A 17,814-nucleotide genomic window follows, 5' to 3' on the forward strand; every position below is an offset into this window, starting at 1 on the left:
TGTCTTACTGCGCTTCGATCTCGTACAGGCTGCTCAGGAACAGCGCGTTTTTACGGGCGATCAGCTGGTCGTTTCTGAGGCCTTGCTCAATCTGCACCCAGCCGTCGGCGGTCTTGCCGCGCACCACGGTGGTCTTGGTGAACAGCGGGCCCTTGGCATCCTTGCCCATGGCCAGCCACACCACGTCGAGGCCGTTGCCTTCACGCACCACGGCCTGGGCCGGAACGGCCAGACTGTCTTCGGCAGCGGCCACGGTGATGTTGAAGTCCGCCGTCATCTGCGGGCGCAGCACATGCTCGGGATCGGCGACTTCGGCTCGCACGACAAAGCGCCGGCTGTCGGCGTCCACGCTGTCGCCCACATAGGACACCTTGCCTTCGAAGTTCTTGCCTGGCCAGGCCGAGACATGCACCTGCACCGGCTGGCCGAGACGGTACTGGCTGAACTCCGATTCGGGCACGCTGGCCACCATCCACAGTGTGCGCATGTCGGAGATCACCATGGGCGCTGGGTCCGTGCCGGGCTGCACCAGCTGTCCGGGCTGAGCGGCACGTTGCGTGACGCGGCCGGCGATGGGGCTCTTGACCGCGAATTCGAGGCCGATCTTGCGGTCGCGCTCGATCTTGCCGACATCGGCCTCGCTGAGGTCGAACAGGCGCAGATTCTGCCGCGCCGCATCGTAGGCAGCCTTGGCGCTTTGCTGATCCGCCTGGGCCTGCAGATACTCCTTCTGGGGAATGCTGTTGTCCTTGGCCAGCGTTTCTGCCCGCTTGAGGGTTTCGTTGGCATTGCGCAGCGTGGCGCTGGCCGAGATCAGCGTGGATGCGGCCTGGGCCATGTCGGGCACGGCCACCGTGTAGAGCACCTGACCGGCCTTCACATCATCCCCGGCCTTGACCAGCACCTGCGAAACGCGCCCCTGATAGGGCGAAAACACCTTGCTGGTGCGGTCCTGGTTGAAGTCGATGACGCCTATGGAGTGGCGCACATTGGTGAAGGAATGGGTCTCGGGGTGGCCCAGGTCGAAGCTGGCCAGTTGGTCGGGCTGGATGCGGACCATGCCTTTGTCGACCTTGCCGGATATGGACTCGACCGGCGCTTCTTCGGCCTGGGCATTGTGCGAGCCGGCATAGATGATGCCGCCCACGAGGGCCACGCAGGCGAGTGCGACGGCCGCGATGATGGCGGTGCGCTTTTGAGGCGAAATACTTTGAGGGGCTGGGGCGGACATGTTGGGCCATCCTTGAGTTCAAGCTGCTTGAGGAGGGGGTACCCGTCTTGCAGACGCAGTCCGCCCCTATGCAGCCGAACATAAGCCCGGCAAGCTTTACATCAGCTTGAAGTCCCGTCCCCGTCTCCACTCGTGGCGTCGATTTCCAGCCGCTGGACCTCGCAGGGCAGGGTGATCTCAACGCAGGCGCCGAGTCCTGGGCGGTTGACCAGAGCGAACCTGCCGCCTAGGCGCTCCACGATGCGCTGGGCAATCGACAGCCCCAGCCCCGAGCCTTCGGGCTTGCCGTGGCTGCCGCGCCAGAACGGCAGCAGCAGGTTCTCGCGCGACTGGGCGTCCAGCGCCGGGCCGTCGTCCTGCACCTGCACGATCAGGCTGTCCTCATGGTGGTGCAGCAGCAGTGCGATATGTGTGCCGCCATAGCGTATGGCGTTGTCCAGCAGATTGGAGATGACTTCGCCCAGCAGGATGGGCGAGCCCTGCAGAAAGAATTCCTGATGCGGATCGACATGGTTCTGAACCGTCAATGTCTTGCCCGCAGCCTCGGCATGGCTGCGCCAGCGCGGCGCCGGCTCCAGCACGGCCTCCACGGCATCGAAGCGCTCGGGCTCGGCGGCAGAATCCTCGGCCACGCGCGCATAGGCCAGCAGCTGCTTGACCATGCGCGCGCCGCGGGTGGCGACCTCATCGAGCTGGGCCAGCACTTCGGCGTCCATGGGTTGCTGCGGGTCGGCCTTCTGTATGCGCCGCATGTCGCCGACCAGCAGGCGTATGCCGGCCATGGGTGTCTGCAACTGGTGGGCGGCATCGGCGATAAAACGGCGTTGTTCGGTGACCGAGGCCTGCAGCCGCTGCAGCAAGGAGTTGGTGTGGGCCACTAGCTCGCGCAGCTCCTGCGGCACCTGCTCCACGGGCAGGGGCGAGAGATTGTCGTCGCCATGCGCCACGACCAGCGCGCTGAGCTGGCGTGCGGGCGACAGCGCACGGCGGATGCTGTAGTAGAACAGCGGAATGATGAGAAAGCCGGCCAGCAGCGCCGGCAGGAAAATGGCCGTGGCGATCTCGTCCTTGACCTGGCGGCGCTTTTCCTTGGACTCGGCCACGATGACCCAGACGGCTTCGTCGCCGCTGGCGGGCTGAAGGCGCTGAGCCACGACTCTGAGCGGCGTGCCATGGCGGCTGAGGTGGTCAAAGAAGATGGCCTGCTGCTCATGGCGCTGCTCGACATCAGGGATGTCCAGCTTCAGATCGCCGACCAGCTTGCGGCCGCTTTCGGTGTGCACCGAATAATGGCTCAGCGACAGGGAGTCGAATACCAGGGAGTCGGCCGTTTCCTTGCTGGCGGCAAAACTGGCCACGCCGTCATTCCAGCGCAGCTGTGCCGACAGGGCCTGGGCATCGTCGGCCAGCAGCCGGTCGAACGAGGTGCTGGTGCTGCGCCCGGCCAGCAGATAAGCGGTGCTGGTGGCCAGCACCGCGCAGGCCACCCACAGCGAGACCACGGGCAGCATCAGCTGCTTGAGCAGGCTGGGCTTGATCCAGCCCAGGGGATTGAGGTTCAGGCGGTTGCCGCGCTCGCTCACAGCAGCTCCAGTGCATAGCCCACGCCGCGCAGGGTGACGATGTTGACCCCCGCCGGCGCCAGCTTGCGACGCAGCTTGAGGATATAGATTTCCACCGAATTGGCACTGAAGTTGCTCTCCCAGCTCGACATGGCCGAGATGATGCGTGCCTTGGGCACCGCGTTGCCGTGAGAGGACATCAGCAGTTCCAGCAGCGCTGCCTCGCGCGGGCTCAGCGCCAGCCGCTCCTGGTCAAAGTACAGCTCCCTGGTGTCGGTGTTGAAGCGCAGGCGGCCAAGACTCAGCAGATTGCTGGCATTGCCGCTGCGCCTGCGTGTGACGGCACGCAGGCGTGCCACCAGCTCCTCGGGCTCGAAGGGCTTGGCCAGATAGTCGTCGGCGCCGTTGTTCAGCCCCTGCAGGCGGCTGGTCAGCCCGTCGTTGGCGGTAAGAATGACCACGGCCAAATCCTTGCCCTGGTTGCGCCAGCGCGAGAGAACCTCAAGGCCGCCGCGCCGGGGCAGGCCCAGGTCCAGCACGGCTGCGTCATAGTCCTGCGTTGCCGTTGCGGAAAGGGCGTATTCGCCATCCGTGACGACGTCCACCTGCCAGCCCTCGGCCTGAAGCATGCGGCTGATGCCCAGACGCAGGGCCGGATCGTCTTCTACAACAAGTACACGCATGGTTTTCCAGAATCAAGGTAGGTGAAAGTCGGACGCCATTTTTGCGCCAAATGTGAAGCAGTGGTGTGCTGACATGGGCTTTATCAGAGCGTTGTCTCTGGGGCGCTGGGACATAATGGTCTGTTTTCGTCTTACAAGCAGATTCACCCCATGCCCGCATATCGCTCCAAAACCTCCACTGGCGGCCGCAACATGGCTGGCGCACGCGCTCTGTGGCGTGCCACAGGCATGAAGGATGGCGACTTTGACAAGCCCATCATCGCCATTGCCAACTCCTTCACCCAGTTCGTGCCCGGCCACGTGCACCTGAAGGACATGGGCCAGCTTGTCGCGCGCGAGATCGAGGCAGCGGGCGGCGTGGCCAAGGAATTCAACACCATTGCCGTGGACGACGGCATTGCCATGGGCCACGACGGCATGCTGTATTCGCTGCCCAGCCGGGACCTGATCGCCGACTCGGTCGAGTACATGGTCAACGCCCATTGCGCCGACGCGCTGGTGTGCATCTCCAACTGCGACAAGATCACCCCCGGCATGCTGATGGCCGCCATGCGCCTGAACATTCCGGTGATCTTTGTCTCCGGCGGTCCCATGGAAGCCGGCAAGACCAAGCTGGCCAACCCCACGACCAACGTCATCGAGTTCAAGAAGCTGGACCTGGTGGACGCCATGGTGATTGCTGCGGACAAGAACTACACCGATGAGCAGGTGGCCCAGGTCGAGCGCTCGGCCTGCCCCACCTGCGGTTCCTGCTCGGGCATGTTCACGGCCAACTCCATGAACTGCCTGACCGAGGCGCTGGGCTTGTCCCTGCCCGGCAACGGCACGGTGGTGGCAACCCACTCCGACCGCGAGCAGCTGTTCAAGCGTGCCGGTCACCGCATCGTGGAACTGGCCCGTCAGTACTACGAGCAGGATGACGAATCGGTGCTGCCGCGCTCCGTGGGCTTCAAGGCCTTCGAGAACTGCATCACGCTGGACATCGCCATGGGTGGTTCCACCAACACCATCCTGCACCTGCTGGCCATCGCCCAGGAAGCCGGCATCGACTTCACCATGGCCGACATCGACCGCCTCTCGCGCGTCGTGCCCCAGCTGTGCAAGGTAGCGCCCAACACGCAGAAGTACCACATCGAAGACGTGCATCGCGCAGGCGGCATCATGGCCATCCTGGGCGAGCTGGCACGTGCCGGCAAGCTGCACACCGATGTGCCCACCGTACACGCCAAAACCATGGCCGATGCGCTGGCCCAGTGGGACATCACCGTCACGCAGGACGAAGCCGTCAGGAATTTCTATCTGGCAGGCCCCGCCGGCATTCCTACCCAGGTTGCCTTCAGTCAGAGCACCCGCTGGCCCAGCCTGGACCTGGACCGCGCCGAAGGTTGCATCCGCTCCTATGAGCACGCTTTCAGCAAGGAAGGCGGCCTCGCCGTGCTGACCGGCAACATCGCCCTGAACGGCTGCGTGGTGAAGTCCGCCGGTGTGGACGAGTCCATTTTGGTCTTCGAAGGCCCCGCCCATGTGGTGGAATCGCAGGACGAGGCCGTGGATCACATCCTGGGCGACAAGGTCAAGGCCGGCGATGTGGTCATCGTGCGCTATGAAGGCCCCAAGGGCGGTCCCGGCATGCAGGAAATGCTGTATCCCACCAGCTACCTCAAGTCCAAGGGCCTGGGCAAGGCCTGCGCGCTGCTGACCGATGGCCGCTTCTCGGGCGGCACTTCCGGTCTGTCCATCGGCCACTGCTCGCCCGAGGCGGCAGCCGGCGGCAACATCGGCCTGGTGCAGAACGGCGACATCATCCGCATCGACATTCCCAATCGCACCATCAATATGCTGGTCAGCGACGAGGAGCTGGCCAAGCGCCGCGAGGCACAGAATGCCAAGGGCTGGAAACCTGCCGAAGCCCGCCCGCGCAAGATTTCTGCAGCTCTCAAGGCCTATGCCAAGCTGGTGACAAGCGCCGATACCGGCGCCGTGCGTGACCTGTCCCTGCTGGACGACTAAGTTAGGTTTGCAGGACTTGCCGCAAACAAGGATGCACAAGGCGTGTGCCCATAGGGCAAACGTCTTGCTTGGACCTGACTGGCACAAGTCGTGATGTGTTTCATCATGGCGTCGGCACGGATATAGCTGTTGACGGACAATCAGAGGCAGCCGCTCGATGCAAGTCGAGCGGCTGTTTTTATTGCCGCGGAGCTGCCCCAAGGCAATAAACGTCTCTTTTGCGGCCATGCGTCAGTGTGGCAAGCGTGGTGACGTTTTTGTCAGGCGACCCCAGAAAGTAAAAAACATCATGTCCGCGCGCACCCTCCATCCTTTGCTGTCCAAAGTAGCAGGCTGGGGACGCGCGAGGGCTTGTCTGACTGCGCTGGCTCTTGCCATGGGCAGCATGCAGGCGGCACAGGCTGCAGAGTCGGCCTACCCACAGCGGCCCGTGAGGCTGGTCGTGCCATTCACGCCGGGCGGCTCGACCGACATCGTGGCCCGCGTGATTGCGGATGCCATGCATTCCAGTCTGGGGCAGCCGGTGGTGGTTGATAACCGCTCTGGAGCCAGCGGCCTCATCGGGGCCGAATATGTGGCCCATGCCTTGCCGGACGGCTACACACTGGGCCTTGGCACCATCAGCACGCTGGTGGTCAACCCCATCATGCTGCCGCAGACTGCGCGCCTGGACCCGGCCAAGGCTTTTGTGCCCGTGGTGGCACTGGCCTCCATTCCTTCGGTGTTCTCCGTGCACCCGGATCTGGGCGTGCGCAACTATTCCCAACTGGTGGCGCTGGCGCGCAGCAAGCCGGATCTGCTCAATATCGGTTCGGCCGGCATGGGCTCCATCGGTCACCTGATTGCCGATCGCATCAACACCGACCTCAAGATCAAGCTGCATCACATTCCCTACAAGGGTCAGGGCCCTGTCGTCAGCAGCGCGCTCTCGGGCGAGACCCAGGTGCTCAGCGACCAATATCCGTCTTCGGCGCCGCATGTGGCCTCGGGTCGTTTGATTCCGTTTGCCGTGGCCGCGCAGGAGCGTCTGCCCAATCTGTCCCAGGTGCCGACCTTCAAGGAGCTGGGCCACCCCGGCCTCAACCATCTGGCCATTACCTGGTTTGGCATCGTGGCCCCAACTGGCACGCCAGCGCCTGTGCTGCAGAAACTGAACGCCGCCGCCAATGCGGCACTGCGCGAGCCTGCAGTGCAGGAGCGTCTGCAAAGCCTGGGCGTGCAGGCCCTGGGTGGCTCGCCCCAGCGCCTGATCGAGATGATGGAAGAGACCTCGCAGGCCGTGCGGGAGACCGTGCAGGAGCAGGGGCTGCGCCCGACAGGTCGCTGAATCTGCTTTGGTATTGATAGCTGCTGACGTTCGACCGTATTACGTTACAAGCTGTTTTGATGCCTGGGGTGTTTTTTGCTGGCATGCCTGACGGGCTTTGCAGCGCCTGGCTGCACACTGCGGCACAATGCCTGCCATGCTGATGTATCCGCACATTGATCCCGTTGCCCTGCAGATTGGCCCGCTGGCCGTGCACTGGTATGGCCTGACCTATCTGGCTGCTTTTGGCCTGTTCCTGTTTCTGGGAACGCGCCGTCTGCACCATCCTCCATTCCGGTTCATGACGGGCGAGCGCGCCTGGTCGCGCAAGGATGTGGAGGACATTCTGTTTCTCGGCGTGCTGGGCGTGGTCGTGGGCGGTCGCATTGGCTACTGCCTGTTCTACAAGCCTGGCTACTACCTCTCGCATCCGCTCGAGATTTTTGCCGTCTGGCAGGGCGGCATGAGCTTTCATGGCGGCTTGCTGGGCGTGATTGGCTCCATGCTCTGGTTCGCCCATTCACGCCGTCGCAGCTGGCTGGAGGTCGCGGATTTTGTAGCGCCTTGCGTCCCCACGGGGCTGGCTGCGGGGCGAATCGGCAATTTCATCAACGGCGAACTCTGGGGTCGTGCGGCCAGTGCCGATCTGCCCTGGGCCATGGTGTTTCCGCAAAGCGGCTCCATGATCCCGCGCCACCCCTCGCAGATTTATCAGGTGCTGATGGAGGGTTTGCTGCTGTTCATCATTCTCTGGCTTTATGCGCGCAAGGAGCACAAGCCCGGACAGGTGGCGGCGGTGTTTTTGCTGGGCTACGGCGTGTTCCGCTTCACGGCAGAGTATTTCCGCGAACCCGATGACTTTCTGGGCATTCTGTCGCTGGGCATGAGCATGGGGCAGTGGCTGTGCATTCCCATGATTGTGGGCGGCATCGTCATGTGGTGGCTGTGCGGCAAGCGAGCGGCCTACGATGTGCCGCGCAGTGCGGCCTGAGCCTTGAGCCTCATCATCCGACGCAGACCATCCGGTCTGCGTTTTTTTATTGCCGCCGGGCCGCCCCAAGGCAATAAGCGGCCCCCTTGGGGGGCTGCGGCCACACGCCAGTGGGCAAGCGTGGAAGCTTTTGATGCCCAAACTTTGCACATAATGGCGCAAAGCGTTACTGCGTCAGCGGTATTTGCTTCGTGATTGAGAGCATTATCCTTCTAGAAACTCTGGAGATATTATGGGCTGGGCAGCAGACTGGATTGAGCAAACCAAACTCTGGGTGCGAGGCGCGGAAGGCGGCAAGCCCGATGAGCAGCAGCGCCCGCTGGCGCAGCGGCTGGATGCCACGCTGCGCCGCGGTCAGGAAGCACTGTCCCCGCGCGAACTGCGCCGCCTGCTGCAGGATATGGAGCAGGTGGCCGATGCCGCACTCAGCGATGTGGAAGGCGGACGCAAGGCCCTGGCGTTGATGGAGTGGTATGCGGCCGCCGATGCGGCCGCGCACAAGGACTTCTGGTTGCTGAGCATCGAGCGCTTTGGTCCCGATGCCCAGGCGTTGCAGGTCGCGCGTGAGCGTTATGACAAGGCCGGCAGCGATGCCGAACGAAGCGAGGCCGAAATGGCTTTGCGCCGTGCCTTGCTTTCGTCGCGCACCCGCTTGCTCCAGCGCTTTGCCCAGCCTCAGGGCGGGCTGGAATTTCTAATCAATATGCGTGCGCAGCTGCTGGCCTTGCCCAAGTCGGAGCAGCAGCGCTATGTGGCGCTGGACGCCGAGCTGGAGCACCTGTTTTCCCGCTGGTTCGATGTTGCCTTGCTGGAGCTGCGCAGCATCAACTGGGATTCGCCGGCATCGCTGCTCGAAAAGCTGATCCAGTACGAGGCCGTGCACGATATCCGCAGCTGGTCCGACCTGAAGAACCGTCTGGACAGCGATCGCCGCTGCTACGGCTTCTTCCATCCACGCATGCCCAAGGTGCCGCTGATCTTTGTCGAGGTGGCGTTGCTGGACAAGATGGCGGGCAGCATGGCCCCGCTGCTGGACGAGTCTGCGGCCGCCGCCGATCTGTCCAAGGCCAATACCGCCATCTTCTACTCGATCAGCAACACGCAGACCGGGCTCAAGGGTGTGAGCTTTGGGGACTCTCTGATCAAGCATGTGGTGGAAACGCTCACGCAGGAGTTCCCCAAACTCAAGCATTTCGCCACCTTGTCGCCGATTCCGGGGCTGCGCAGCTGGCTGCTCAAGCATGGCGATGCCGCTCTGGCCGAGCTGGACGACAAGGAGAAAGCCGCGCTGGAAAAATCTGCCGGTGGCGTGACGGCCGCCCAGTTGCTGGCGGCGCTGGAAGACCCGGGCTCTCTCGGTGAAAAATCCACGCTGCGTCAGGCGGCGCTGTATTGCGCCGCACGCTATCTGGGGCGGGAAACTGCCAAGGGTCGTCCGCTGGATGCCGTGGCACGCTTTCACCTTGGCAACGGTGCGCGTGTGGAGCGTCTGAACTGGGCGGCAGACCTGTCATCCAAGGGGCTCAAGCAGTCCATGGGGCTGATGGTCAACTACCTCTATGACTTGAAGCGCCTGGACAAGCACCGCAGCCTGCTGGCGCAGGGCAAGATTCCGGTTTCCTCTGAGATCGAATCGCTGTGCAAGGGATGATTCGCTGACGACGTCTTCCTGCACACCTGCGCCTTCAACAACCAGCCCGGCCTTTGCGTGGAGCACGGCCGGGAAAGCAGGAGACATTCATGCAGGTTTCTGGGGCGAGGGATGAGTTCAAGGCAGGCGGCATGGAGCGGCGCGCGCTGCTTCAAACCATGGCAGCGCTGGTGGCCACCACGGCAGCAGCGTGGGGGCACGCCAGCAATGACTGGCCGAACAAGCCGGTGAATCTGGTCGTGCCCTTTCCTGCAGGCGGTGGGACCGACACGTTTGCCAGGCCGTTTTCGGCACAATTTTCCAAGATGGCAGGCAAGACCCTGGTGATCGACAACCGGGGCGGGGCCGGCGGCACGCTGGGCGCCAGCGTTGCGGCCAAGGCGCCGGCGGACGGCTACAACTTTTTCATGGGCGGCACGCACCATGTGATTGCACCATCGGTCTATCCCAAGCTCGAATACGATCTGGAACGCGATTTTGTTCCCCTGGCTCTGCTGGCCAGCGTGCCCCAGGTGCTGGTCGTCAACCCCAAGAACGTGCCCTTCAACACCGTGCAGGAGCTGCTGACCGATATGCGTAGCAAACCGGGCAAATACAGCTACGGCTCGGCGGGGCCGGGCAGCTCGCACCATCTGGCCGGTGAGCTGTTCAAGCTGCAGACCAAGACCAATATCCTGCATATCCCGTACAAGGGAGCGGGTCCGGCGCTGCAGGATTTGATAGCCGGCAATGTGGATATGGTGTTCGACGGCCTGGGCTCATCGGCCCAGCACATCAAGAGCGGTCGCATCAAGGCGCTGATGGTGGCGGGTGCGCAGCGCAATCCGGCTTTCCCTGATGTGCCAAGCGCCGCCGAATGCGGTCTGCCCGATTACACCGTCAGCACCTGGTATGGGCTGTGGGCGCCCAAAGGCACGCCCGAGGCGGCGCAGCAGCACATGCTGGACGAGGTGCGCAAGATCGGCTCCAGCGACGAAATCAAGACCGCCTGGGCCAAGAACGGGGCCGAGTACGGCAAGCTCAGCCAGCAGCAGTTTGCGGCCATGGTGCGCGCCGAGATTCAACGCTGGGCGCAGGTGGTCAAGGCCTCTGGCGTAAAAATAGATTCATGACCCTGTGCCGCTGCGCGGCTAGCTTGGGCTTTTGCTCGGTGCCACTGGCCGGGCTTGGGTTGAGTCCTGGCCTTGGCCTGTGACAGGAATGTTCCCACTCAGCCCCTATGATGGGGCTGCATTTTTTGCCTCAACCGTTATTGAGTTCGACAGCATCACGATGACCGATATGCCTCAAGCCAATCTTTTCAGCGCCTTGCGCGCTGCTTTTCCTACAGACCTGAAAAAAATCGCGGTGGAGGCGATCGAGCCCGATGGCCAGAGTCTGTACTACAGCTGGGCCGATCTGGACCATGGCAGCGCCCGCATTGCCAATCTGCTGGTGTCGCTGAACCTGCCCGAAGGCAGCCGCATTGCGGTACAGGTGGAAAAATCGGTAGAAGCCATGATGCTATATCTGGCCACCTTGCGTGCAGGCCATGTGTTTCTGCCACTGAACACGGCTTATCAGGCGGCCGAGGTGGAGTACTTCATCACCAACGCCGAGCCTGCGGTGGTGGTCTGCGACCCTGGCAGCTTTGGCTGGGTGTCCAAGCTGGCCTTCAACAATGGGGTAGGGCATGTCTACACGCTGGGCGCCGACCGCACAGGTACGCTGCTGGAGCGTGCGGCCCACCACGGCGACGAGCAGCAGCCCGTGCCGCGCGCCAGCGATGATCTAGCGGCCATTCTCTATACCAGCGGCACGACGGGGCGCAGCAAGGGCGCCATGCTGACCCATGGCAATTTGCTGACCAATGCGGCCATGCTCAAGGTGTACTGGGGTTGGCAGGAAGACGATGTGCTCATTCATGCCCTGCCCATCTTCCATGTGCATGGCCTGTTTGTGGCCATCCATGGCGCGCTGCTCAATGGCAGCCCCATGATCTGGTTTGCCAAGTTCGATCCCCAGGCCGTGATGGCCCGCTTCAAGGATGCAACCGTGTTCATGGGCGTGCCCACGCTCTATGTGCGCATGCTGGCCGATGCGCGGCTGGACCGCGACACGGCCGCCCATATGCGGCTGTTCATCTCGGGCTCGGCCCCCATGCTGATCGAAACCTTCCGTGCCTGGAAGACGCGCACAGGCCACACGATTCTGGAGCGCTACGGCATGAGCGAGACCATCATGCTGACGTCCAACCCCTATGCGCCCGATCCCCGCTATGGCAATGAAGACGAGCGCCGTGGCGGCACCGTGGGATTTCCTCTGCCCGGAGTCGGTGTGCGCATCCAGGGCGACGACGGCAAGGCCTTGCCCGCCGGCGAGATCGGCAACATCGAAGTGCAGGGGCCCAATGTCTTCAAGGGCTACTGGCGCATGCCCGAGAAAACGGCCGAAGAGTTCACGGCTGATGGCTGGTTCAAGACCGGCGATGTGGGCATACAGGATGATCGCGGCTATTTCACCATCGTGGGGCGCAGCAAGGACTTGATCATCTCCGGTGGCTACAACGTCTATCCGGCCGAGATCGAAGGCTTCATCAACGATCTGGCGGGCGTGGACGAAAGCGCAGTGGTCGGCGTGCCGCACCCGGATTTTGGCGAGGTCGGCGTGGCCGTCATCGTGCCGCGCAAGGGCGCGCAGGTGGAGGGACAGAAAATCATAGACACCCTGAAGGCGCAACTGGCCAACTTCAAGGTGCCCAAGCGCTGCTATGTGGTGGACAGCCTGCCGCGCAACACCATGGGCAAGGTGCAGAAGAAGCTGCTGCGTGACCGGTACCAGAAGGAATTTGCCTGATCCATCTGTCTCATCCGGGAGCTGGCTCAGCCTTTTGGTGCCTTGCCGAGGGTTTTGGATGTTCCGGATTAGGAGGCTGGGTATTCTTTGAGTTTGAACTTGACTCCTGAATTCGCAGCAGCTAGCGCTTGTCCCTGCTCAGTTTTGGTCTTTAAACTCTGAAAAACAAAAGCAGCTCCTGCGGAAGCTGCTTTTGTTTTGTGAGCGCATGCTTTTCAGGGGCATGCGCCACGGCCTGGCTTCAGCGCAGGACCAGGACTGGAATGGGCGAGTGTGTGAGCACATGCTGGGTTTCGCTGCCCAGCAGCAGGCGCTGCAGGCCCTTGCGGCCGTGCGATGCCATGACGATCAGATCGCAGTCATGTTTCTTGGCCGCTTCCACGATGGACTCTGCCACCAGGTCGGAGTGCGCGATTTCGGTGGTCACGCTCACCTTGCGTTCATGGCCGAAGGTCTTGATGCCGTCAAGCAGGGTCTGGGCCTGCTGTGTCCACTGTTCCTCGATACGCTTGGCCTCCTTGATGTCCAGCAGATCGCTGCCTTCCAGGTAGCTGCGTGGATAGTGAGAAACCACTTTCAATGCCAGAACCTGTGCGCCGCACAGTGCCGCCAGATCCAGGCCCGCGTGCACAGCCTTGTCGGAGAGTTCGGTGCCGTCAGTGGCAATCAAGATGCGGTTGTACATAGAGAGCTCCTTTTCGCAGTTGTTCTGTAGGCCTATAAGCATAGTTCCTTGGGGCTGTTAACGGTTGATTAATGTCAAGGTGGGTATCATGGCCGCCAGTTACGCTTGAGACATGTTCCAGACAACCCCTGTTCAGCCCCGCCCGGACGAGCAGGCTGCTATTGATACTGGTTCCCCCGTTCAGCCACAGGCATCAAGCCACCTGCTGGACGATCCGCACGAGTGGAGTTCTTTCGGTCGTCCCGCCGCGCAGAACCCCCAGGCTCCGATTCCCGAAGATCCGACCGAATCCCCGGTGTGGGATTCCTTTGTGGTTTTGGAAGGCATGCACTGCGCTGCATGCGCGCTGACCATCGAGGAAGCGCTGAAAGCCGTACCCGGAGTGGAGGGAGCCGAAGTCAGTGCAGCCACAAGACGTGCCCGGGTCGTGTGGCGCCACGCCCAAGTGCTTCCATCCCAATGGATGGAGGCCGTAGCGCGTGCCGGCTATCACGCCATGCCTGCGCGCGATGCCTTCGCGCGCGAGATTCGTCTGGCCGAAACGCGCCGCGCACTGTGGCGCTGGCTGGTGGCAGGCTTTTGCATGATGCAGGTCATGATGTATGCGTGGCCGGCCTATAACGCCAAGCCCGGCGATCTGTCTCTGGAGATGGAAACCCTGTTGCGCTGGGCCTCCTGGGTGATTTCTTTGCCCGTGGTGCTGTTTTGCTGCGGCCCGTTTTTCAAAAGCGCGCTCAAGGACATCGGCCAGCGCCGCGTGAGCATGGACTTGCCTGTGGCCATAGGCATGCTGATCACCTTTGTCATCAGCACGCTGGGCACCTTCGATCCCTCCGGACCTTTTGGTCACGAAGTCTTTTTTGACTCCCTGACCATGTTTGTCTTCTTTCTGCTCACCGGCCGCTGGCTGGAGTTGCGCCTGCGTGACCGAACGGCGGGGGCGCTGGAGGCCGTGATGAACCGGCTGCCGGATTCGGTGCTGAGGCTAAAGCCTGATGGCGACGAATTCGAACGTGTGGCCACGCGCCGCTTGCGAACTGGCGATGTGGTGCGTGTGCTCACTGGTGAGGCATTTCCGGCCGATGGCACCATCGTGCGCGGCAGCACGCATGCGGATGAGGCCTTGCTGACCGGTGAATCCACACCAGTTCTGCGCGCAGAAGGCGAGATGGTTACCGCCGGCAGCTACAACCTCGATAGCGTTGTCGATGTGCGCGTGGACAGCGTGGGCGAGGGCACGCGCTTTGCCCAGATCGTCGGCCTGATGGAAAGCGCCTCGCTGCAAAAACCGCGTCTGGCACAGTTGGCGGACAAGGTGGCGCGTCCATTCCTGGTCGTAGTGTTGCTGGCGGCACTGGCCGCAGCCATCTGGTGGTGGCCCGTGGACCATGGCAAAGCCATGATGGTGGCGGTGGCGGTGCTCATCGTGACCTGCCCCTGCGCGCTATCGCTGGCCACGCCTGTGGCCATGCTCACTGCCGCTGGCACCCTGGCGCGTGGCGGTGTGCTGGTGCGGAACCTGCAGGGCCTGGAAGCCCTGGCCAGCGTGGATACGCTGGTATTCGACAAGACCGGTACCTTGACGCGCGATGGTCTGGTGCTGCGTGCGCTGACGCCTGCTGAGGGGCAGAGCGCCGATGAGGTGCTGGCGCTGGCGGCCCTGCTGGCCCGCCAGTCCATGCACCCGGCCTCCAGATCGCTGGTCAAGGCCGCGCAAGCAGCGCAGTTGCCTGCGACATCTTGGCAACTGGATTCCGTGCAGGAAGTGGCCGGCAGCGGCCTGGATGTCTGGGTTGAGTCGGCGGACAAGGCCCAACGCCGGCATCTGCGCCTGGGCTCAGCCCGGCATTGCAGCGTGGCCGAGCTGGCCTCCGAACAAGCAGGTCGGAGTGTGATGCTGGCCGAAGAAGTGCGGGGTGACTGGGTGCCGCTGGTGCAGTTTCATTTGAGCGAGGACGTCCGTCCCGAAGCAGCGCAGGTGATCGCCGATCTGAAAAAACATGGTGTAAGTGTGCAGCTGCTTTCGGGTGATCGCTCGGCAGCCGTGCAGACGGTCGCCGCCAAGCTCGGTATCGAGCAGGCACGCGGCGACTGTCAACCTCAGGACAAGCTGGCCGCCATGCAGGCCGCCCAGGCTCAGGGGCATCAGGTGGCGATGGTGGGTGACGGGCTCAATGACGGTCCAGTTTTAGCCGGAGCGCATGTCTCTTTTGCGTTTGGTAGAGCAGTGCCGCTGGCACAATCGCGAGCAGACTTCGTGGTACTGGGAGACAGCCTGGAGTTAGTGCTGCAAAGCCTGTTGCTGGCAAGGCGGACCCTGTCCGTGGTGCGCCAGAACCTTGGCTGGGCAGCAGCCTATAACGCGATCTCTATTCCTCTGGCCCTGATGGGCTGGATGCCTGCCTGGCTGGCAGGGCTTGGCATGGCGCTGAGCTCCTTGCTGGTCGTCGCCAACGCAGCCCGTCTTGCACGTGCGCTGCCGCTGCAGGGTACCGATAGCAACGCGTCCGACCCCGCGCCTCTTGCGCCGCGGGGCACCGTCATGCCACTGACTCAAGGAGGCCATTGATGGACGTTCTGTATGTGTTGATACCGCTTTCCGTTGTGCTTGTGCTGGCCATCGTGGCTGCCCTCTGGTGGGCGGTTTACCGGGGCCAGTTCGAGAGCGTGGAGCAAGAAGGTGAACGCATTCTTCGCGACGATTGATATGGCTCAACGAGCCCGATGAGAAACCAATGAACACTTTGCAAGAAATCTAAGAGGTGCCCGATGGAAGCAACAAATAACAATGCTGTCTATTACGACGACACCGTCGTAAGACAGTTCTCTATCATGGCCGTGGTATGGGGGGTGGTTGGTATGGCTGTGGGCGTGTTCATCGCGTCCCAGCTGGCTTGGCCCGAACTCAACTTCGGCATCCCATGGCTGAGCTACGGACGTCTGCGTCCGCTGCACACGAATGCCGTGATCTTTGCCTTTGGTGGCTCGGCTCTGTTCGCCACCAGCTATTACGTGGTGCAGCGCACCTGCCAGACCAAGCTGTTCATGCCCAAGCTGGCCAGCCTGACGTTCTGGGCCTGGCAACTGGTGATCGTCGGCGCAGCCATCAGCCTGCCTCTGGGTTACACCCAGGGCAAGGAATACGCCGAGCTGGAATGGCCCCTGGACCTGCTGATCGCAGTGACCTGGGTGTCCTACGCCATCGTGTTCTTCGGCACCATCGGCATCCGCAAGGTCAAGCACATCTATGTGGCCAACTGGTTCTTCGGTGCCTTCATTCTGGCCGTGGCCCTGCTGCACATCGTCAACAACATCTCCATCCCTGCGGGCTGGATGAAGAGCTACTCGGCCTACGCCGGTGTGCAGGATGCGATGGTTCAGTGGTGGTACGGTCACAACGCCGTGGGCTTCTTCCTGACCGCAGGCTTCCTGGGCATGATGTATTACTTCATCCCCAAGCAGGCCGGTCGTCCCGTGTATTCGTATCGTCTGTCGATCGTGCACTTCTGGGCGCTGATCTTCACCTACATGTGGGCAGGTCCTCACCACCTCCACTACACCGCGCTGCCTGACTGGACCCAGTCCGTGGGCATGGTGTTCTCGCTGATCCTGCTGGCTCCCAGCTGGGGCGGCATGATCAACGGCATCATGACGCTGTCGGGTGCCTGGCACAAACTGCGTGACGACCCCATCCTGCGCTTCCTGATCGTGTCCCTGTCGTTCTACGGCATGTCCACTTTCGAAGGCCCGATGATGGCCATCAAGACCGTGAACGCACTGTCCCACTACACCGACTGGACCGTGGGTCACGTGCACTCCGGCGCTCTGGGCTGGGTGGGTCTGATCACCATGGGTTCCCTGTACTACCTGATTCCCCGTCTGTTCGGCCGCGAAAAGATGCACTCCGTGCCCGCGATCGAGCTGCACTTCTGGATGGCGACCATCGGCATCGTGCTGTACATCGCCGCGATGTGGATTGCCGGCGTGATGCAGGGTCTGATGTGGCGCGCCGTCAACCCCGACGGCACCCTGACCTATACCTTCGTGGAAAGCGTGAAGGCGACCTATCCCTTCTACGTGATCCGTGTCACCGGTGGTCTGCTGTATCTGGGCGGCATGCTGGTCATGGCCTGGAACACCTTCAAGACTGCAACGGCCGGCCGTTCCGTCAAGGTGGCTGTGCCTGCAGCCGTGGCCCACGCCTGAGCATTGAGGAGCACTGGCAATGTCTGAACAAAATAACGCAGCTCCCAAGAGCTTTTCTCACGAGAAGATCGAGACCAGCAACTTCCTGCTGATCGCGCTCACCCTGTTCGTGCTGGCCATTGGCGGCCTGGTGGAAATCGTGCCGCTGTTCTTCCAGAAGTCCACCACGGAAGCCGTGGCGGGCCTCAAGCCCTACACACCGCTGCAGCTGATGGGCCGTGACGTCTATCTGCGCGAAGGCTGCTACAACTGCCACTCGCAGATGATCCGCCCCTTCCGCGCGGAAACCATGCGCTACGGTCACTACTCGGTGGCCGGTGAGTTCGTCTACGACCACCCCTTCCAATGGGGCTCCAAGCGTACCGGTCCCGACCTGCACCGAGTGGGCGGCAAGTACAGCGACGAATGGCATCGCATCCACCTGAACAACCCACGTGACGTGGTGCCCGAGTCCAATATGCCTGCCTACTCCTGGCTGGAAACCAGCAAGGTGGATGACGCCGTGGTGGCCCAGCGCATGAGCGCACTGCGCAAGGTGGGCGTGCCATACACCGATGAGGAAATCGCCGGTGCTCAGGCCGAAGTCAAGGACAAGACCGAGATGGATGCAGTGATTGCCTATCTGCAGGTCCTGGGCCGCGCCGTCAAGTAAGA

The 17,814-nt window shown here is 62.4% G+C and carries 14 protein-coding genes; 10 read left to right on the forward strand and 4 right to left on the reverse strand.

Features of this window, described 5'->3' with window-relative positions:
* Positions 1 to 4: 4 nt before the first annotated feature.
* The 3 genes from QMY55_RS09835 to QMY55_RS09845 all read right to left on the reverse strand — a co-directional run bounded on the left by QMY55_RS09835 (position 5) and on the right by QMY55_RS09845 (position 3,476).
* Positions 5 to 1,231 carry an efflux RND transporter periplasmic adaptor subunit gene (locus tag QMY55_RS09835; RefSeq protein ID WP_283488421.1) on the reverse strand — a complete coding sequence of 409 codons (1,227 nt, stop codon included), beginning with the start codon at positions 1,229 to 1,231 and terminating at the stop codon, positions 5 to 7.
* Positions 1,232 to 1,332: 101 nt separating this feature from the next.
* Complete coding sequence (locus QMY55_RS09840) at positions 1,333 to 2,814, reverse strand: sensor histidine kinase (RefSeq protein ID WP_283488422.1); 1,482 nt, start codon at positions 2,812 to 2,814, stop codon at positions 1,333 to 1,335.
* A complete protein-coding gene (locus QMY55_RS09845; protein ID WP_283488423.1) occupies positions 2,811 to 3,476 on the reverse strand; it encodes a response regulator transcription factor in 666 nt (221 codons plus the stop codon). The genes QMY55_RS09840 and QMY55_RS09845 overlap by 4 nt, the downstream gene beginning before the upstream one ends.
* 150 nt (positions 3,477 to 3,626) lie before the next feature.
* Between QMY55_RS09845 and ilvD the strand changes: the two genes are divergently transcribed.
* The 6 genes from ilvD to QMY55_RS09875 all read left to right on the forward strand — a co-directional run bounded on the left by ilvD (position 3,627) and on the right by QMY55_RS09875 (position 12,269).
* A complete protein-coding gene (ilvD, locus tag QMY55_RS09850; protein WP_283488424.1) occupies positions 3,627 to 5,486 on the forward strand; it encodes a dihydroxy-acid dehydratase in 1,860 nt (619 codons plus the stop codon).
* Positions 5,487 to 5,775: 289 nt separating this feature from the next.
* Complete coding sequence (locus QMY55_RS09855) at positions 5,776 to 6,813, forward strand: Bug family tripartite tricarboxylate transporter substrate binding protein (protein ID WP_283488425.1); 1,038 nt, start codon at positions 5,776 to 5,778, stop codon at positions 6,811 to 6,813.
* Positions 6,814 to 6,940: 127 nt separating this feature from the next.
* Positions 6,941 to 7,783: a prolipoprotein diacylglyceryl transferase gene (lgt, locus tag QMY55_RS09860; protein ID WP_283488426.1), complete on the forward strand. Its 843-nt coding sequence runs from the start codon at positions 6,941 to 6,943 to the stop codon at positions 7,781 to 7,783.
* A 232-nt stretch (positions 7,784 to 8,015) separates the two neighbouring features.
* On the forward strand, positions 8,016 to 9,434 hold the full coding sequence (locus QMY55_RS09865; RefSeq protein ID WP_283488427.1) for a malonyl-CoA decarboxylase: 1,419 nt from the start codon (positions 8,016 to 8,018) through the stop codon (positions 9,432 to 9,434).
* Between the two features lie 89 nt (positions 9,435 to 9,523).
* Positions 9,524 to 10,546 carry a Bug family tripartite tricarboxylate transporter substrate binding protein gene (locus QMY55_RS09870; RefSeq protein ID WP_407650667.1) on the forward strand — a complete coding sequence of 341 codons (1,023 nt, stop codon included), beginning with the start codon at positions 9,524 to 9,526 and terminating at the stop codon, positions 10,544 to 10,546.
* A gap of 169 nt (positions 10,547 to 10,715) precedes the next feature.
* Positions 10,716 to 12,269 carry a malonate--CoA ligase gene (locus QMY55_RS09875; RefSeq protein WP_283488920.1) on the forward strand — a complete coding sequence of 518 codons (1,554 nt, stop codon included), beginning with the start codon at positions 10,716 to 10,718 and terminating at the stop codon, positions 12,267 to 12,269.
* Positions 12,270 to 12,510: 241 nt separating this feature from the next.
* Here the strand turns inward: QMY55_RS09875 and QMY55_RS09880 are convergent, their stop codons facing one another.
* The gene (locus tag QMY55_RS09880) at positions 12,511 to 12,954 is read right to left on the reverse strand and encodes a universal stress protein (protein WP_283488428.1); all 444 of its coding nucleotides are present in this window, start codon (positions 12,952 to 12,954) and stop codon (positions 12,511 to 12,513) included.
* Between the two features lie 112 nt (positions 12,955 to 13,066).
* On the opposite strand from QMY55_RS09880, the gene QMY55_RS09885 reads away from it, so the two are divergent.
* The 4 genes from QMY55_RS09885 (at position 13,067) to ccoO (ending at position 17,812) form a co-directional block, all read left to right on the forward strand.
* Positions 13,067 to 15,523, forward strand: coding sequence for a heavy metal translocating P-type ATPase (locus tag QMY55_RS09885; protein ID WP_283488429.1), 2,457 nt, complete (start codon positions 13,067 to 13,069; stop codon positions 15,521 to 15,523).
* Positions 15,523 to 15,660 (forward strand): cbb3-type cytochrome oxidase assembly protein CcoS, encoded by a 138-nt coding sequence (gene ccoS / locus QMY55_RS09890; protein ID WP_158385622.1) that lies wholly within the window; start codon positions 15,523 to 15,525, stop codon positions 15,658 to 15,660. The genes QMY55_RS09885 and ccoS overlap by 1 nt, the downstream gene beginning before the upstream one ends.
* 63 nt (positions 15,661 to 15,723) lie before the next feature.
* Complete coding sequence (gene ccoN, locus QMY55_RS09895) at positions 15,724 to 17,160, forward strand: cytochrome-c oxidase, cbb3-type subunit I (RefSeq protein ID WP_283488430.1); 1,437 nt, start codon at positions 15,724 to 15,726, stop codon at positions 17,158 to 17,160.
* A gap of 19 nt (positions 17,161 to 17,179) precedes the next feature.
* On the forward strand, positions 17,180 to 17,812 hold the full coding sequence (gene ccoO / locus QMY55_RS09900) for a cytochrome-c oxidase, cbb3-type subunit II (protein WP_283488431.1): 633 nt from the start codon (positions 17,180 to 17,182) through the stop codon (positions 17,810 to 17,812).
* The last annotated feature ends 2 nt before the right edge of the window (positions 17,813 to 17,814 follow it).

It is taken from the genome of Comamonas resistens (genome assembly GCF_030064165.1).
GTDB lineage: Bacteria > Pseudomonadota > Gammaproteobacteria > Burkholderiales > Burkholderiaceae_C > Comamonas > Comamonas resistens.

What these genes read in the sequence shown, in the direction of transcription:
- QMY55_RS09835 (WP_283488421.1), bottom strand. Translation starts at nt 1,231, where the DNA reads ATGTCCGCCCCAGCCCCTCAAAGTATTTCGCCTCAAAAGCGCACCGCC.
- QMY55_RS09845 (WP_283488423.1), bottom strand. Translation starts at nt 3,476, where the DNA reads ATGCGTGTACTTGTTGTAGAAGACGATCCGGCCCTGCGTCTGGGCATC.
- ilvD (WP_283488424.1), top strand. Translation starts at nt 3,627, where the DNA reads ATGCCCGCATATCGCTCCAAAACCTCCACTGGCGGCCGCAACATGGCT.
- QMY55_RS09855 (WP_283488425.1), top strand. Translation starts at nt 5,776, where the DNA reads ATGTCCGCGCGCACCCTCCATCCTTTGCTGTCCAAAGTAGCAGGCTGG.
- lgt (WP_283488426.1), top strand. Translation starts at nt 6,941, where the DNA reads ATGCCTGCCATGCTGATGTATCCGCACATTGATCCCGTTGCCCTGCAG.
- QMY55_RS09865 (WP_283488427.1), top strand. Translation starts at nt 8,016, where the DNA reads ATGGGCTGGGCAGCAGACTGGATTGAGCAAACCAAACTCTGGGTGCGA.
- QMY55_RS09870 (WP_407650667.1), top strand. Translation starts at nt 9,524, where the DNA reads ATGCAGGTTTCTGGGGCGAGGGATGAGTTCAAGGCAGGCGGCATGGAG.
- QMY55_RS09875 (WP_283488920.1), top strand. Translation starts at nt 10,716, where the DNA reads ATGCCTCAAGCCAATCTTTTCAGCGCCTTGCGCGCTGCTTTTCCTACA.
- QMY55_RS09880 (WP_283488428.1), bottom strand. Translation starts at nt 12,954, where the DNA reads ATGTACAACCGCATCTTGATTGCCACTGACGGCACCGAACTCTCCGAC.
- QMY55_RS09885 (WP_283488429.1), top strand. Translation starts at nt 13,067, where the DNA reads ATGTTCCAGACAACCCCTGTTCAGCCCCGCCCGGACGAGCAGGCTGCT.
- ccoS (WP_158385622.1), top strand. Translation starts at nt 15,523, where the DNA reads ATGGACGTTCTGTATGTGTTGATACCGCTTTCCGTTGTGCTTGTGCTG.
- ccoN (WP_283488430.1), top strand. Translation starts at nt 15,724, where the DNA reads ATGGAAGCAACAAATAACAATGCTGTCTATTACGACGACACCGTCGTA.
- ccoO (WP_283488431.1), top strand. Translation starts at nt 17,180, where the DNA reads ATGTCTGAACAAAATAACGCAGCTCCCAAGAGCTTTTCTCACGAGAAG.